Origin of the sequence: Peribacillus sp. NJ11, assembly GCF_030348405.1 — a bacterium.
GTDB lineage: Bacteria > Bacillota > Bacilli > Bacillales > DSM-1321 > Peribacillus.
Window position 1 is genome coordinate 3,566,457 of record NZ_JAUCFO010000001.1, and the last position, 17,478, is coordinate 3,583,934.

The 17,478-nt window shown below is 35.5% G+C and carries 15 protein-coding genes; 13 read left to right on the plus strand and 2 right to left on the minus strand.

Annotation, left to right across the window (positions count from 1 at the left end; all coding sequences use genetic code 11):
* Positions 1 to 18: 18 nt before the first annotated feature.
* From QUF86_RS17655 to QUF86_RS17665, 3 genes are all read left to right on the plus strand, one after another.
* On the plus strand, positions 19 to 795 hold the full coding sequence (locus QUF86_RS17655; RefSeq protein ID WP_289335043.1) for a helix-turn-helix domain-containing protein: 777 nt from the start codon (positions 19 to 21) through the stop codon (positions 793 to 795).
* Positions 796 to 869: 74 nt separating this feature from the next.
* Positions 870 to 1,835, plus strand: a complete 966-nt coding sequence (locus QUF86_RS17660) for an MBL fold metallo-hydrolase (protein ID WP_483313959.1) — start codon at positions 870 to 872, stop codon at positions 1,833 to 1,835.
* Positions 1,836 to 2,035: 200 nt separating this feature from the next.
* Complete coding sequence (locus tag QUF86_RS17665; RefSeq protein WP_289335045.1) at positions 2,036 to 2,413, plus strand: hotdog domain-containing protein; 378 nt, start codon at positions 2,036 to 2,038, stop codon at positions 2,411 to 2,413.
* Between the two features lie 249 nt (positions 2,414 to 2,662).
* Here QUF86_RS17665 and pdxR read toward each other — a convergent pair whose 3' ends face one another.
* On the minus strand, positions 2,663 to 4,042 hold the full coding sequence (gene pdxR / locus QUF86_RS17670) for a MocR-like pyridoxine biosynthesis transcription factor PdxR (RefSeq protein WP_289335046.1): 1,380 nt from the start codon (positions 4,040 to 4,042) through the stop codon (positions 2,663 to 2,665).
* Between the two features lie 200 nt (positions 4,043 to 4,242).
* Here pdxR and QUF86_RS17675 point away from each other — a divergent pair, with 200 nt between their 5' ends.
* The 8 genes from QUF86_RS17675 to QUF86_RS17710 all read left to right on the plus strand — a co-directional run bounded on the left by QUF86_RS17675 (position 4,243) and on the right by QUF86_RS17710 (position 13,126).
* Entirely contained in the window at positions 4,243 to 4,854 is a 612-nt protein-coding gene (locus QUF86_RS17675; RefSeq protein ID WP_289335047.1) for an FMN-binding negative transcriptional regulator, read from the plus strand.
* Between the two features lie 406 nt (positions 4,855 to 5,260).
* Complete coding sequence (locus tag QUF86_RS17680; RefSeq protein WP_289335048.1) at positions 5,261 to 6,862, plus strand: bifunctional metallophosphatase/5'-nucleotidase; 1,602 nt, start codon at positions 5,261 to 5,263, stop codon at positions 6,860 to 6,862.
* A 275-nt stretch (positions 6,863 to 7,137) separates the two neighbouring features.
* On the plus strand, positions 7,138 to 7,878 hold the full coding sequence (gene map, locus QUF86_RS17685; protein WP_289335050.1) for a type I methionyl aminopeptidase: 741 nt from the start codon (positions 7,138 to 7,140) through the stop codon (positions 7,876 to 7,878).
* A gap of 228 nt (positions 7,879 to 8,106) precedes the next feature.
* Positions 8,107 to 8,952, plus strand: a complete 846-nt coding sequence (locus QUF86_RS17690; RefSeq protein WP_483313960.1) for a GNAT family N-acetyltransferase — start codon at positions 8,107 to 8,109, stop codon at positions 8,950 to 8,952.
* Between the two features lie 294 nt (positions 8,953 to 9,246).
* Positions 9,247 to 10,917, plus strand: a complete 1,671-nt coding sequence (locus QUF86_RS17695; protein WP_289335053.1) for a ribonuclease J — start codon at positions 9,247 to 9,249, stop codon at positions 10,915 to 10,917.
* 366 nt (positions 10,918 to 11,283) lie between these two features.
* Positions 11,284 to 11,922, plus strand: a complete 639-nt coding sequence (locus tag QUF86_RS28645) for an alpha-helical endospore appendage domain-containing protein (RefSeq protein WP_353957669.1) — start codon at positions 11,284 to 11,286, stop codon at positions 11,920 to 11,922.
* 83 nt (positions 11,923 to 12,005) lie between these two features.
* Positions 12,006 to 12,221, plus strand: a complete 216-nt coding sequence (locus tag QUF86_RS17705) for a hypothetical protein (RefSeq protein WP_289316120.1) — start codon at positions 12,006 to 12,008, stop codon at positions 12,219 to 12,221.
* Between the two features lie 428 nt (positions 12,222 to 12,649).
* A complete protein-coding gene (locus QUF86_RS17710; RefSeq protein ID WP_289316121.1) occupies positions 12,650 to 13,126 on the plus strand; it encodes a DUF3574 domain-containing protein in 477 nt (158 codons plus the stop codon).
* A 686-nt stretch (positions 13,127 to 13,812) separates the two neighbouring features.
* Here QUF86_RS17710 and QUF86_RS17715 read toward each other — a convergent pair.
* Positions 13,813 to 14,430 (minus strand): TetR/AcrR family transcriptional regulator, encoded by a 618-nt coding sequence (locus QUF86_RS17715; protein ID WP_289335054.1) that lies wholly within the window; start codon positions 14,428 to 14,430, stop codon positions 13,813 to 13,815.
* Between the two features lie 172 nt (positions 14,431 to 14,602).
* Here QUF86_RS17715 and QUF86_RS17720 point away from each other — a divergent pair, with 172 nt between their 5' ends.
* Together QUF86_RS17720 and QUF86_RS17725 are read left to right on the plus strand one after the other, a co-directional pair.
* Positions 14,603 to 15,793: a YhgE/Pip domain-containing protein gene (locus tag QUF86_RS17720; RefSeq protein ID WP_289335055.1), complete on the plus strand. Its 1,191-nt coding sequence runs from the start codon at positions 14,603 to 14,605 to the stop codon at positions 15,791 to 15,793.
* 468 nt (positions 15,794 to 16,261) lie between these two features.
* On the plus strand, positions 16,262 to 16,945 hold the full coding sequence (locus QUF86_RS17725; protein WP_289335056.1) for a C40 family peptidase: 684 nt from the start codon (positions 16,262 to 16,264) through the stop codon (positions 16,943 to 16,945).
* The last annotated feature ends 533 nt before the right edge of the window (positions 16,946 to 17,478 follow it).

Here is a 17,478-nt window from a genome sequence, read left to right on the forward strand (position 1 = left end):
ATTTAAGAGGTGAATTAAATGGATAAATTTATCTATAAAAAATCGGCAGGTATTACGGCTTTGTCAGCAAGCATTACTGATTTCACATATAAGAAGCACTCTCATAAAGAGTATGCAATAGGAGTCACATTGCGTGGTATTCAACACTATAACTTGGATGGCAGTTTACACTTGTCCTATCAAAATGGCGTTATGCTTTTTAATCCGGAACAGGCACATGACGGAATGGCACATGATGAGACAGGCCTAGATTATGTGATGCTATATATTGAGCCACAATTGCTTCTGGAGGTTATTGAGAAGAAGGATATCATACGCTTTTCAAATCCCATTGTTTATGATTATAGGCTTAAACAAGGAATACTAAGTCTTACGAATGCAATATTAAGCGAAAAAGATGAGGCATTGTGTAGTGAATTACTGTTATCCCTCACAGATAACCTTATTCAAACTGATCTTTCTACAGACTATAAGAAAGATAACACTCTAATTAGAAAAGCGAAGAATATGCTTCACACCAACTTAGAAACTATCCCTAAACTTGACGAGATATGTAAAGAGCTGGATTTATCGAAATTTAAGTTTATCCGGTTATTCAAGACTCATACTGGCATTTCACCATATCAATACTTTCTTAACTGCAAGATAGAATATGCAAAGCAGTTAATAGAAAAAAATAGAGATATTCATTCAGCTGTAGCTGAATGTGGTTTTGTTGATTTAACCCATTTAAATAAACACTTTAAAAGCGTATACGGAACAACAGCCTTTGAATATATTTCACATTTAAATTGATTAGGAATTTGTTGGATTAATATTGGTTTGTCATTGAATTTAAGGAGGAATGGCTTATTAAAAAATCCAGTATTATTTTCTTTGAAAGAAAATTTCCAAGTGCAAACATGATCCTTATTAAGGATCAGCTCCCGGTCCTTATTGATACTGGTTTTGGAAGTGATGCGAAAGATACAGAGCAATTAATTAAAGAAGTAGGCATTTCACCAAAAGAATTACACCTTATTGTGAACACGCACTATCATAGTGACCATGTAGGGGGCAATTTTCATTTTCAAAAAAATTATGGAGTTAGGATTGCTGCTCATAAATGGGAAGCAGATTTAATTAATTCTTGCGACTCAGAAGCCTGTAGTTCAGAATGGTTAGATCAGCCAGTAGAACCTTATCGAGTCGATCTAAAGTTCTCTGATAACGATGATATTAATACAGGAAGCAGAACGTTAAAAATCTTGCACACACCAGGACATACGTTAGGACATATTTCTTTATATGAACCGGAAGAAGAAGTATTAATTTGCGGGGATCTCTTCCACAAAGGTGATATCGGATGGTTAAATATCTTTCGAGAGGGTGTTTCATCTATCCAACGATCGATAGAAAGTTTGGATCGGTTGTCCATGCTTCGAATTCAACAGGCATATTCAGGACATGGACCACAAATAGAGAATCCTCTGGCTGCCATTGATGCAGCAAGAGAACGGTTTGAAAAGTGGCTCAGAATGCCAGAAAAAGTTGCATGGCATGCCTGCAAAAGGATTTTTTCATTCACATTAATCATTAAAAACGGATTGACAAAAGAAGAACTCGATAACTACCTACTAAAGTGTGGTTGGTTCCAAGATTTTGCACGCTACTCTTTCCAACTTCAGCCAGAAGAATTTATCCCAATCCTGCTCGATGAAATGATTCGTTCCGGAGCAGCAAGCTGGCACAATAATCATTTAATTGCCTCCACCCCATACCAAGCACCACAAAAGAAATGGATGAATAAGAACATAAAGCCGAAAGATTGGAAACCTCAAGATTTTCTCACATAAGGATTTCTGAAAAACGTTTCTGGTTTCTATGTAGCGTATTTATCTTCCTTTCCTCAGAAAAATATCTTATATCAAAAAGCTTAACCGAAAACAAATTACCAAAACAATACTTCAATGACGCTGTTAGTTATTAAGATATAAAATTCGCGTTTTGTCCGCGGGTATTAATCACCTTCATAAAACCTTCAGGAGGGATTTATATGTCATTAAAAGTAGGAGATATCATTACGTTTGAACGGACTTTTACAGTAAGGGATGCTGAATTATTTACAGAGATTTCAGGTGATAAAGGGAATCATCATATAACCCCAGATGAACAGGGAAGACTTGTAATTCAAGGATTATTAACGGCAACTCTACCAACAAAAGTAGGTGGAGATCATCACGTAATGGCTCGTACTATGAATTTTGAGTTTTTAAGACCTGTGTTTACGGGGGATACAATAATTTGTGAGGTTGAAATTGAAAAATATGAAAGGCAAGAAAATAATAGAACAGTTATTATTGCATTCTTTTTATGTAAAAATCAGAATGAAAAAGAAGTATTAAAAGGGGATTTTTCAGGTATAATACTTTAAATTCTTTATACTTTCCTTAACTAGGTGCTTAGTAAAATGGCTAGGGTCCCATTTTGTAGCTTTTTCATATTTCCATTTAATCGAGCGCTCCTCTGGAATAACTAAAAGTCCAATTTCTCAATTTTAATGCTGAGAAATTGGGCTTTTTAATATTGTGATTTCCTGGTTAACGTGGTAAATCTGCATTTTCCTGAAGCTATCCCATTTAGTAAAAGAGACATAAGCTACAATTACGGGGGAGGGGGGGGTTTATAACCAAGCCTTTTTTAGGAGCTCCACGCCAAGCTGGATTTCCTCACAAGAAAGATTACTAAAACCAAGTTTAATAATGGGGTTATCGGTATTATTTTTAATAAAGTAGAGTGAGGTAGGATACACTTTAACACCATGAAATGAAGCTCGCTCTATTAGCCATTCTTCTGAACGTTTCAGATGTACTTTGATTAATAAATACAAACCGGACTTCTCACCAATAATTGATATATTTTGATCGAATTGCTTTTTTAATAATGATACCAAGAGCTGCATTTTTCGTTTATAAACAAGACGCATACGTTTAATATGACGATTCCATTCTCCTTCTTCCATAAATTTAGCCATTGTGAGTTGGCTTAGAAGTGAAGTGGTACTCTCGAAATGAAGAAATTGGTCTTTATAATGGTTTAAAAGTGGTTCTGGCAACACCATATAACTTAAACGAATTCCTGGAAGAAAGGACTTTGAGAAATTCCCTAGATAAATGACACTTGCAGAATCAATGGAAGCGAGAGCTGGAAATGGTTGTTGCGTATAGCGAAATTCACTATCATAATCGTCTTCGATAATATACCCTTGCATCTTGTTAGCCCAATGAATAAGCGTTTGCCGTTGTTGAATGGACATGCTTACCCCATATGGACTGTGATGGGAAGGCGTTACATAGATTAATCGTGATTTCATTTGTTCCAATTGTGAAAAATCAGCACCTGCTTCATAAACTGGTAAAGTTTCAATCGTAAAACAATGGAATTGAAAAGCTTCCCTAGCGCCATCATATCCAGGGTCTTCTACTGTAACGCTTGGAAAATCATTCTTCAGTATATGTCCAAGATTGACAAGCATTTGTTGGGTACTACTGCCGATAATAATGGCATTTGCATCTGTTTTCACCCCACGGGATTGGAGTAAGTATGTGGCAATTTGTTCACGTAGACACACCTCACCAAAGGGTTCCCCATATTTAAAGCTCTCCTGTAACGTTAATACGTGATTGGCAATCCTCCTCCAAATTTTAAGGGGGAAATGTGTTTGATCTACGGCACCTGCTCGGAAATCAATGAGGGTAGGTGTCACTGACTCTCTTTGCTTTTTATTATGAGGAATTAACTCTGCTTGGGATAAAAGTGGCTCTAATTCATTTGCAAAATAACCTTTTCTCCCTTCTCCACGAATATATCCTTCAGCTACAAGTTGATCATAAGCCATTAATGTCGTATTGCGACTTACTTGAAGAGAATCCGCAAGTTGACGAATGGAAGGCAATTGTTCATCAGCAAGTATGTCACCCCGATCAATAAATAACTTAAACTGCTCGTAAATTTGTTTGTATTTGGGAGAATCATCCTTAAAAGCAAAAATGGTATTTATCATTTACGACCTCCTTTGACATGTTTGTTTATTTACAATTGTACCTTTTTATATGTCAGTTTGTATAATACTATATTTCTTAGATGACGTACTCGATTATTCAAGATAGAAATGAGAATAGAAAAAGTTGCTATGATCGTGAATAAATAATATTTACGAATCAATGTTTAAAAGTTTATATCAGTTGGAAAGGAGATTTTTTTATGTATATCCCTAAGCAATTTGAAATAAAAGAATTAGCAGTAGCCTACGATGTAATACAGGAGAATGGTTTTGCAACATTGTGTTCAATGCATGAAGGCATACCTTTTGCTACACATTTACCACTGCTTTTGAATAAGGAGAAAAACTATTTGTATGGTCATTTTGCTCGTCCGAACCCTCAATGGAAAGATATTGAAAATCAAACAGTCTTAGCAGTTTTTCATGGTCCTCACTGTTATATCTCTTCCTCTTGGTATGAGACGAATCAAGCAGTACCAACATGGAATTATGTGACTGTTCATGTATACGGCGAAGCCGAACTTATTGAGGATGAACAGGAGTTAACGGATTCCTTGCATGACATGGTATTGAAGTATGAAGCCCCTGATAGCTCATACAAATTGCAAGATTTAGACGCTAATTTTCTCGCTGGAATGAACAAAGGAATTCAAGGCTTCAAAATAAAAATCAAAAAGATAGAGGGAAAAGCGAAGTTAAGTCAAAACCATTCAATAAATAGACAAGAGCTAGTAATTAATCACCTGGAACAGATCCAATATACAGATGAGCAAAAAATTTCCTTTTTAATGAAGGAAAACCTAAAAAAATAACCTTGAACGTTACTGCACTAACGGGAGTGTTGATCCAATAAGGATTTACACTCTTTTTGTTTATCTTCTTTTACTAATGGAGCAGATTTCAATAATAAGGAACACTTAGAACGTTTTTACACAAGTGCAGAGAAAATCTTAGCAGCAACGTTTTTTTCACTATCAGGTTCATGGAAGAAAAATTGGAGCCTTTTTAAATAATGTTGCATGTTATTTCCATTAAGTTAGTCAAAATCTTAACAGATTTCTAAATGTTAAGCTGTATGAGTATTTTTAAAAAGATATGCATGCACTGGATTAATTTAACAATTGATATATAAAATATAACAAAAAATCACGGTCCCTTTATACAGATATAAAAGTCCAGAGTTATTCTTAATTTACATCTAGAGGGAGGGATCGGAAGTTGTCAAAATTTCAGGCCATATCTTCTTTGTTCATCTTGGTATTTATCATCATTTTCGTAACTTATAAAATCACAGCATTCTCATCCAATCTTTCCTCAACGAATCATTCCACATCAAACCGCTACATTCAAGTACAATTGTTAGGCGTTAATGATTTTCACGGCCAACTAAACAAATATCAAATGGTTTCAGGAACGATGGCAGGGGGTGCTGAATACCTGGCTGCCTATTTAAAAAAATATATACAAAAAAACCAAAATACACTACTTGTTCATGCTGGTGATATGGTAGGAGGAAGTCCTCCAATCTCTTCTCAATTTAAAGACGAACCCACGATTGAACTTTTAAACCTCCTGCACTTTGATGTCGGGACACCTGGAAATCATGAATTAGACCAAGGCGTAAATGAAATGAAACGTCTTATTTATGGAGGATTCAATAAAAAAACAGGTTATTTTCAAGGTGCCAATACTTCTTACATTTCTGCAAATATCATCGATAGAAAGTCGGGTACTCCCATGTTACCACCGTATGTTATTAAACAAATTGACGGAATTAATATTGGATTTATCGGTGTGGTCACAAAAGAGACCAATCTGTATGTGGCACCTGAAAATCGAAAAGAAGTAGAAATTACGGATGAAGTTTCAGCTATTAACGGAACCGTTAAGCATTTAAAGGAAAAAGGGATCAAAGTAATTGTTGTACTGGCACATGATTCAGCTCAATCAGATCAGACAGGAGCAAACTCCAGTGGAGTTTTAGTGGAGATGGCTCCAAAAATCGATGATGAGGTGGATGTCATTTTTGCCGGTCACAGCCATGAATATGCCAATACCGTTGTAGCCGGTAAACTGATCGTTCAAGCTTATTCTAATGGGAAAGCCTTTTCTCAAGTAAATCTTGAAATTGACCCACATACTAAAAATATTGTTAAGAAACAAGCAAAGGTTATTGTCACTTCACATCATCAAATAAAACCAGATAAAGAAACGGTTGCTCTTCTAAATAAATATAGAAAAAGATTGGGGAGCTACTTTAATCAGATAATAGGAGAAATGCCAGAAGAAATCACACGAAAACAAGATGCAAACGGTGAATCCCCATTAGCGAAAATGATTGCAGAATCTGAGCGGGAAGCCATGGGGGTAGATATAGCTTTTGTCCATCAAGGCGAAATGAGGAAAAGTTTAAAAAAAGGGGATATCACTGTAGAAGACCTTTATACAGACTTGCCTTTTGGTCATCGTGTCAGTAAGTTAATCTTAACAGGAGACCAAATAAAACTTGCTTTAGAACAGCAGTGGGCGAAAGATTATGAAAATAGGTTACAAACGGTTGGTTTAACGTATAATTGGGACCCCAATGCTCCAATTGGCAACCGCATTGTTGCGCTGAAAGACATGAAGGGTCAAGAGATTCAGCCAAACAACGAATATGAAGTAGCGGTTAGTAATTATTTAGCTTCAGGCGGTGATAACTTCACTGCATTTGAACAAGGTAGACTCGTGGAATCCGGTCCACAAGTTGTCACTGCACTTATACGCTATATCCAACAGAAGTATCCCCACGAAATTTTTCTCCATTCATTGAAAGAATGAAGGGGAAAATACAAGGACTTGCATTAGTGGCAGCTCTTTTTCTTATAAAGCTAAAAGGGCAGGTTAGTTCAATAAGGAAAGTGGAAGGTAAATCCAATTAATAGTATAGTTATATGTACTAGATGCTTTTTGCGGTCTATTTCATGATCGAAGAAAAATTCACCTGAGGGGTATTGTACCAAATAATTTACATTGCTTTTATTTTTCGAGAAAATAAAGGTACAATTAATACTTATAAAGTTTATTGATGATAAAAGATAATGAGGTAGGAAAAAATGATTGCAAAAACAGAAGAAGATTTTAATGGTTTGAAGGAAATTGGCAAAATTATTGCCTCCATTAGAGATGAATTGGTACAAAGAACAATTCCTGGCATAACGACCAAAGAACTTGATGATATAGCCGGAGAACTTTTAGAAAAAGCAGGTGCAGTTTCAGCTCCAAAAGGTGAATATGATTTTCCTGGCTATACTTGCATTAGTCTTAATGAAGAAGTGGCACATGGTATTCCGGGTCATCGGGTTATTCATGAAGGGGATCTAGTGAATATAGATGTATCTGCTTCAAAGAACGGTTATTTCGCAGATACAGGAATCTCATTTGTAGTAGGAGCAGGAGAAGAAGTATTAACGAAATTATGCGACGTTGCTAAAAAGGCATTTGAAGCAGGTCTTAAGAAAGCAAAACCCGGTTCCAAAAAAAGCAGAATCGGAAAAGCTGTATTTGAAACAGCGAGACAGCATGGATTCACTGTTATCAAAAACCTTACAGGACATGGTGTTGGACGTAGAATACACGAAGCACCTGACCATATTTGTAATTATTATGATCCATGGGATAATGAAATATTAAAGGAAGGGATGGTTATCGCATTCGAACCATTTATCTCAACCTTTGAAGAAGAAGTATTCCAAAAAGAAGACGGTTGGACCTATGCTACAGAAAAAAGCTATGTAGCTCAATTAGAACATACGATTATCCTTACTAAAAATGGTCCGATTATTGTCACACTTTAATTCAAGCAATGAAGTTTCTAAAAGTATAAGCCCTTATTTAGACTTTGTGAATTGTGAATAAATGTACTTAAACTAACGGGTGCGTTAGCTGAAGATCGGAGCTGTCTTTAAGGCAGCTTTTTCTTTATGCAACTAACGGGGTAGGTTAGTTGAACAAGGAATTCTTTATATATGGTTTAATATGGTAGAATGGCTGGATAGGAGGAGTTAAAACTGAATAATTCCAATATAAATTTCACTAGTAGAATGTTAAGAATAATGAGGAGTGCAGAAAATGAAGCAGCTATATTTTCTAATCTTAAAGTGTTACAGCCCGTACACTTACTTATAGCTTGTTTAAATGAAAAAACAGGAGTACTTGGGGAAATATCTTTAAAATGTACCATAGAAAGAACTTCTCTGAGAGCTTTGAATAAGAATTTAGATAATCCTTCAACTCAAAATACAACAAACAGTATTTTTTTCAACGTTGGCGTAACCGAAGATGTAATAAAGGTTTTCGAAGTTGCAATTAGTTATATGAAAAAATATAACCAAACCTATATAAACGAAGGTCATTTGCTTAAAGCTTTAATAACAACTAATGTTATTGACAGTTTCTTATCAGATGAAGACAGGAAAATAATTTTAACCCTCGGTACTACTTCGCGAGATATGATTACTCATCTTGGCAATTACATACTCCCAAAAATAAATTCGCACTCAATTCGTAAAGTGAATTATAACGATGCAACCAACCTTGTTCCCTTTGTTGAAAATAATTTTTCAAAAGAATGGTCACAAACTATTAGAGAAGCATTTTTATTAAGTGAACCTTCGATATATATAGCTTTAGATAGTAAAGGAGAAATAATCGGTTTTGCAGGTTTTGATATATATAAGAATAAGAAAGGTTATTTTGGTCCTATGGGTGTATCGGTATCTAATAGGATTAGTGGGATTGGCTATTTGCTACTCCATAATTGTTTAAAGGATATGAGTGATGTTGGTTATGAGTATGCAATTATCGGAGCAGCAGGACCGATAGAATTTTATGAAAAAGCATGTAATGCTGTTGTAATTCCTTATGTATAGTCTGAAGTTCTTAATGAACAAACGGGGCAGGTTAGTTGAAGAGTGCTGTTTGATCTTTGTTCAACAATTGGGCCCATTTAATGGAATAAGACTTCCAAGAAAAACCGGATATTCATGTTAATATTGATGTGAGATTGTGAATAAATGTCCTTAAACTCCCTCAGATAGATATGTATATCTCTTAAATGCTCACTAATTCGCAGGATTTCATTACCCTTGGTATCCTAATATATGATTAATGAAGGAAACCCAAAGGGCATACTAAGATTATATTTAAAGTGGGAGGATATAAATTTGAGTCCAAAAGAGAATGCATTATCTATCTTCGCCTTAGGCGGCTTGAATGAAATAGGGAAAAATATGTATGCAATCGAATATTCAAACGATATCGTGATTATCGACTGTGGCAATAAGTTTCCAGGTGAAAGTTTATTAGGAATTGATTTGATTATCCCTGATATAGCTTACTTAGTAGAAAATAAAGATAAAGTCAGGGCTTTAATTGTCACACATGGACATGAAGATCATATCGGGGGGATCCCGTTCTTCTTAAAAAAATTGAATGTACCCGTTTATGCCACACGCTTCACACTAGGATTAATTGAAATCAAATTAAAAGAACATAAACTTCTAAGAGAAAGCGAACTTGTTGAAATCAACTCAAACTCAAACTTGAAAATCGGAGAAATGAGCGCAAGCTTTTTCAAAGTGACCCATAGTATTCCTGATTGCTTGGGAATGGTCTTTCACACACCAGAGGGTAATATTGTACATACGGGGGACTTCAAGTTTGATTTAACCCCTGCGAATAATGAGCATTCGGATATTCATAAAATGGCTGAAATCGGCAAAGAAGGGGTCTTGCTTCTTTTGTCTGAGAGTACCAATGCAGAACGTCCTGGTTTGACCCCATCGGAACAAATGGTAGGTGAACATGTGGAAACAACTTTCATGAAAGCCGAACGTAAAGTTATTCTTTCTGCCTTTGCTTCAAATATTAGTCGCGTTCAGCAAGTCGTGGATGCAGCGCAAAAAACAAATCGAAAACTTGCGTTGCTTGGACGAAGTATGGTTAAGGTCGTAGCGGTTGCTATGGAACGTGGTTATTTAACAGTTCCTGATGGAATGTTAATTGACCCACATGAAATCAATGAAATGGCTCCTGAAAAGGTGGCTATTTTATGCACGGGGAGTCAAGGAGAACCATTGGCTGCTCTTGCCCGCCTGTCCACTGGAAACTTTCGCGGTGTCGACATTTTACCTGAAGATACGGTTATCTTTGCAGCAGGTCCAATACCCGGGAATGAACGAAATGTCACGAGTATCGTAGACAACTTATTTGCACTTGGAGCCAAAGTGATTTATGGATCAGGAAGTACATCCGGAATGCATGTTTCCGGCCATGGTTATCAAGAAGATTTAAAACTAATGCTTACATTAATGAAACCAAAATATTTTATTCCCATTCACGGTGAATTTAGAATGTTACACCATCACCGTTTGTTAGCTGAATCCGTTGGAGTAGAGCAAGGAAACACGTTTATCATTAATAATGGCGATGTCGTCGATATTGAACATACCATTGCCCGTCAGACCCGGAAAATACCGGTTGGGAATACCTACGTAGACGGGGGGGATGTCGGTAATGTTGGGGAATTTGTGTTACGAGACCGCAAACAGCTTTCAGAGGATGGAATACTCATGATTGTTTTAACTATGAGTAAAGCGGAAGGAAAACTGATTTCTGAACCCGATACCATTTCTCGTGGATTTGTGGATAGAGATTTCTCGGAACTCCGAAGAGACGTTAATCGACTTACTACAAAAACTGTTAACGAGCTACAAGAAGCAAATAGAAACCAATGGAATGTAATGAAAAAACAAATAAAAAAATCAATACGACAATATGTATATACACATACTAAGAAAAAGCCAATGATCGTTCCTATACTTATTGAAATTTAATAGGGGGGAAGTTCTTAAAAAAATGAATTAATTGATCTTCAACAATCGGGCGCGATTCTTTAATAAGAGTCGCTTTTCTTAATGAACTAACGGGTGCTTTACTTCAATTAGAGAGTTGCTTTGGCAACTCTTTTTCTTATGGAACTATCGGGGCAGGTTACTTGAATGGGCACAATAGAATCACATTGTGTTGAATCCTCATCCATACGGATATTATAAGTTTTTGGGGGACAACACATTTATTAGTTTTTCAGAATAATAGGGCAAAAACATAGTCTCTTTAAAATGCTGTGGCATAAAATGAAATAGAACAAAAGCAGTACAAGCCTTGTTCTTTCATATTAACTATCAAAGAGGTGAATTATAATGTCTTTTCCAAATATACCCAATATCACACCACTCATCTCAGTCACAACTGCACAAACAATTCCTTTGCTATTAGCTTCCGTGGCTTTTGAGGAGTTGGCTCTAGCTCATATCATGAATGCTGAAGCAGAAAAGCTGCAGCTCGTTTTAGGAACATTACCTGGCGGAACTCCGCTTTCTCCTCCAGTGGTTTCATTAACGGATCTTCTGGATGTTGATAGAAGTGTTCAAAGAACTCTTCGTGACGTCATCAAGAAAGAAATGTTGCTTGAGTTCAAATTTGAAAACATTCTAGATTTGATCGGACTTACTACGGTAACAACAGTTACCTTGGCTAGTGATGAATCTGATATAGGTACAACAAATTGCCCTCCTGATACTGTTATCTCCGCGACTCTTAGTGGGCAAGTGTTGGTGAATGGAAGTCCTCCTCCAGCAGGTACACCGGTTTTCTTTACAATAGATGATCCTACTCTTGGTACTATAACTCCTAACCCAGCATTTACAGATGCATCTGGCAATTTTTCGGCTACTTACAATAGTACTGCAGTAGCTGGGGTAGCAATGATTACCGCTACTGCTTTGGGACAAAACAGCAATACTGTTACTATTACTAGTCGTGATTGTGTGGGCCTATAACAGTTACCTTGAGTTCTCAGGCAACTATACCATGTACTCCGGGAACAGGTCCTAGTAGTACAATTCTTAGTGGGCAAGTGTTGGTGAATGGAAGTCCTCCTCCAGCAGGTACACCGGTTTTCTTTACAATCGATCCTGCTCTCGGTACTGTAACTCCGGCATCTACAGATGCATCTGGCTTTTATATGGCTACTTTCACTGTTACTACTGCTACACCTGGGACAGTGATGAGTACAGCTGCTGCCTTGGGAATTGACAGCAATACCGTTATTATTGACATTGAAAACTGCATAGGTTAACATAATACAAATTAACGCCATTCCAATATCTATCAAAGGATTGGCGTTTCTATTTTTTATTGTTTATTCAAGATTTCATATATGTAGATAATTTCTTACCCATGAGGAAAAGGTTAACAATGGATTGTGAAGATTTGTACTTAAGCTAACGGGTGCGTTAGTTGATTAAGGAACACAAAAATGATCAAACTTTGTTTCAAAGCTACAGCATAAACGATAATTCCGAAGATGAGAAACCCCCTTGGCTACCAAGGGGGTTTATTTTTGATGGATTCCTTAAAGAGTGATTATCTTAGCTAGTTTTGCATTCCATATGTAACCTAAAAAACGACAAAAAAGTATATATACGTCAATATACCTTTTTGGTATTATAAAGATAAATTTCCTATATTTGTTATTTTTGAGTAGGAATTATTAAATAAGGGGAAGTGATAAAACTGAAGAAGAATAAAGTAGTAATTAAAGTATTAGCATTCTTTATGTTAATTGGGTTATTTGTTTATACAGTATATGTTGAACTCCCATCTAAACAAACATCAACAACTCAAGAACAACAATCAAATGTTTTGAAAGGACAATTCCATCTTGACAATGTTGTAAAAATTTATGTTCCATCTACCTACAATATTGATCAACCTATTGATAACAGCAAATATGTTGACCAGTCTTTAGAGAAGTTCTCTAATATGTTTGGAGGTGCTACTTCTTACGATGGAACAGGAGCTTGGATAGGAGACAATGAAAAATTAGTTAAAGAAAAAGTAACCATTGTTTATAGCTTCACTGAAAAGTTAGATAAGAATAAAATTAATGAAGTTGTAGCTTATGCAAAAAATCTTAAAAAAGAAATGAAACAGTCTTCGGTATCTATTGAAGTAAATGGAAAAATGTATTTTATTAAATAAAAGATCTATAAAAAAAATTATTTAAAGGTATGCTCACTGAAAAGCATACCTTTAATTTGTACTATGGTAACTAAGTTTTACATATAACCGTTTGATCATTAAAGATGTAGTTTTAAAATAAAGTCGTACCGTTTTGAATAAAGTTTAATCGTTTATAAAAATGATAAACCGAAATCAATACTTGATTTTGGTTTTCCTTAATGAACTAAAGGGGCAGAATAGTTGATGAAGGTATTTATTGTTCAGAAAGAGAATAGTATTCGGTAAAGGTTGATTTTTAAGGAGTAAACAAACTTAATATCAGGAGGGAAAAATGGTTGATTATAGTTATGAGAAACAACCTCTGAAAAAGCTCAGGACTTTTATTTATATCACGATAGCATTAATTTTTTCAATGATATTTATATTTATTAGCATTTTTCTATTGTATTTTTCTATGTCAAGCATTTTAGACGTTGTGTATTTTCCACCAAAACTAGCGATTTTTTCATTTATAATTTCTATTGTATTTTCTGTTTTAGCTATAAAAAATCTCTTTGGTAAGATATTGTTAGTATTAAACATATTTCTAATGCTATTTATGATTTTTTATGGACCATAAAGGGGCAGTTTAGTTGTATAAGCATATTTATAATAAAGGGACAGTACCTATTTTTCATGGTATTGTCTCTTTATCCCTGTGTAAGTTATTTTTTCAAACCAGCTGCAAAGAAGGGACCATTAACTGTAATGGTTGATAGGATACGAGCCATTTCTTGAGGGGATTCTTTCCTGCCACTATCCAACCATTGTTGAATTACTCCTATATGTGCAGATGCAACGTAAGAAGCAAAATATTGTCCTGGAACAAGTAAATTTTCCTCCTTAATAAGTGCGTTTGGATTATTTCCAAACAGTGTTTTCCACATAAATTCTTTCAGTCTTGTTTGAAATGATAAATCTCCTTTTGGGCCTAACACAGCTTTCATAAATCCACTATTTTCATTTAAATACTCAAATATTGAAACTGAGAGGGTAAATGGTGCTAAAGTTGGAGAGTCGGTTCCAAGTGCGGCAATAACACCTGGAAAGTTCTGTTTTGCAATTCTGGACATTTCAAGCATGATTTCTTCTTCGTATTTAGTCATTAAATCAAATTTGTCTTGATAGTGTGCATAAAATGTGCCTCTATTAATTTTTGCTCTGGTTGTTATGTCTTTAACTGTAATTGCTTTGAACCCTTTTTCATCGATTAATTCTACTAGTGCATTTCGGATGGACTCTTTTGTCCGAATGATCCGTAAATCCGTATTACTATCTAGCAAGTTAATTCCTCCTTGATTTTATCCAACACATTTATAAAAGGTGTTCCGTAACCAACACATGTGACATTTTTGATTATTGAAACAGAACTAGTCCCCAAATTATAATTTGAATGTAGTAAATAAAACAACAGGTTGTTCTTTATTATAAACCCAAACCAAGGAGGGTCAAAATATGTTTAAAAATAAACTGGTATTGGTTTCACCTATCATCGCATTTGCAGTTATTTTTATTTTTTCACTGACATTATTTCCATCGGTTCAATCACAACCGAAAAATCTGCCGATTGCAATCGTAAATGAGGATGAAGGAGTGGAAATTCCTAATCAACCAAAGATGAACATGGGGCAAACGATTGTTGAAATGATACAAAAGCCTTCAGCATCAACAAAGGATAAAGACCCTACTGTAAAATGGGTGGAAGTAGACAGTATTGAGGCAGTCCAAAAAGGTTTAGATAATCAAAAGTATTACGCGGCTTTAGTTATTCCCAAAGATTTTAGTCCAAAGCAAGCATCATTACGGACACCAGCACCTTCTGCACCTGAAGTACAAATATTTATTAATCAGGGAATGAATACGGCTGCTTCAACGATGGCAGGACAGGTCTTGAATGGAGTAGTTGACAACATGAACAACACCGTCCGAAAACAACTACTTGATGGTTTTGAAAAACAAGGAGCAACTTTGACTGCAAAACAGGCAGCAAGCCTTGCAGTTCCAATCGCTAAGAAAGTCACAAATGTCAATGAAATCGGCATGAATAGTGCGAATGGAAATGCTCCTGTTTCCTTATTCCAGCCATTATGGATGGCTAGTTTGGCTAGTGCTGCGATAATCTTTATTTCCATTAGCAAAATGCCGATCCGCACTAGAAAAGAAAACCTGGTCACAAAGGTCGGGCAAATTTTAATGGGTGCGGTTGTAGCTCTGGTAATTGGATTTGGCTTAACCTGGATAGCAGATGGTATGGTTGGTTTAAATATCCCGAATTTCATGGATACGGCTTTATTTTTATCAATTACATCCTTTAGCTTTTTTCTAATGATATTAGCTGTACTTTCACTATTGGGGCTTAAAGGTATGCCTATTTTTATCTTAATGCTTTTCTTTGGTGCACCATTGCTTGCAATGGCTCCAGAAATGATGTCTCCATTTTATCACGATTGGGTTTATTCTTGGTTGCCAATGCGATTTATGGTAGAAGGGCTTCGAGGATTTTTCTTCTTTGGGGAAGGCTTAACCTGGAATACGCCTGTTTCAGTTCTTGTTTGGATTGGATTAGTAAGCATGATTGTGATACTGAGTACTACTTTAAAACGCAATGGAGTGAAGGAAGTAGTATCGGATTCTCGAAATATATAAAACATGGATACAACGTTGGTCAATTTATTCCCATGTTTACCAAAAGAGTCGTTTCTCTTATAGGGAAAACGACTCTTTTTATTGAGTATGTGAAAAAATGTACTTAAACAAACGGGTGCGTTAGCTGAAGATAGGAGCTGTATTTAAGGCAGCCTTTTTCATTTACTCTTAAGTACTACACAATAATATCTACTACCTATTGTTTATTTTTTAACCCTAATTCCAAAAAAATCTATTAGGGACCTATTAGAAGTAGAGTATATGTGGTTCGAAAAAAAGAAACTATTTTAGGATGATCCATAGTCCATAGTCTTAACACCTTTCGGGAACATTAGGGATATTTTAGTTATTTTGTATTTTATGCACACTTTATGCACAAATTTGTAATGATAATGTAAAATTAGGTAAATATGTGTGTCACTTAAAGATGATAAACTTATAAAAAAAGAGATTTTATCGGGGGAGAAAATGAAAAAAATTATAGCATCTTTTGTAGTGTCTGGATTGTTACTATCAAATCCGTTGGTTAGTAATGCTGCATTGGGCGATCGTACATTAAAAAGTGGAATGACTCATACAGAAGTAAAACAATTACAAGAGGTTCTAAAGAAAAAAGAATATTTTAAGAGTAATAATACAACTAAATATTTTGGGACCGTTACTAAAAGTGCAGTCGTAAAGTTCCAAAAAAGTAAAGGCTTAAAAGCTGATGGTATTGTAGGTCCGAATACATATAAAGCTTTGGGGGTGAAAAAGCAGACATCCAACGTAGCTAATATAAATAAAACAAGCAATAAATCTTCTGCGATAGTGAATGAAGCAAAAAAACATTTGAATGTACGGTATGTATGGGGTGGAACTACACCAAAAGGTTTTGATTGCAGCGGATTCCTAAAATACGCTTTCGATAAAGGTGCAGATGTCACTTTACCAAGAACGGTATCGGAAATCTATAAAAAGGGGACAAAGGTGTCCAAACCACAAGTTGGAGATTTGGTCTTTTATGAAACCTATAAACCTGGTGCCTCACATGCTGGTATTTATATAGGTGGTAATCAATTCATACACAGCTCCTCATCAAATGGTGTAAGCATTTCCTCTATGGATAATAGTTATTGGAAGAAAAGATATTTAGGAGCAAAAAGAATGTAAATGAACTTTTTAAAAGCGCGTCCAGGGGAGACCCCGCAGGCGCAAAGGCGCCGAGATTGTACACCCATAAAAAAACTGTAGGCAAACTCGATTTTCATCGAGTTTGTCTACAGTCTGAGGTAAGAGCGCTAATATGCTCTTACCTTTTTTGAATCGTGTATGTTTTAAGAAAAGGCCGGATCAGTTTACCTGGCCTTTTGTAATTAACAAATATGTTCATCATACTCGGCTTTCAAGAAATTTAACAAATTTTGTTTTTGGTGGGAATAATGAAAACAATTAAAGTAAAAGGAAAAGTCGTCAAAAAAGAGTGGATTTTTATCCTCGAAGCCATAAGTATTTAAAAAATCCGAAATTATTTTTTCTTGATCCACTAAGTCGAACAATCCGGATACATAAAATTGATAACTGAATTTATCATATAAAAAAAGGTATCCTGTATCCTCAAAAATATTTTTCACTGTATGACCATCCAATTCAACTCACTCCTTCCTTACCAATATACCTTTTTAACCATGAAATTATTCAGTGCC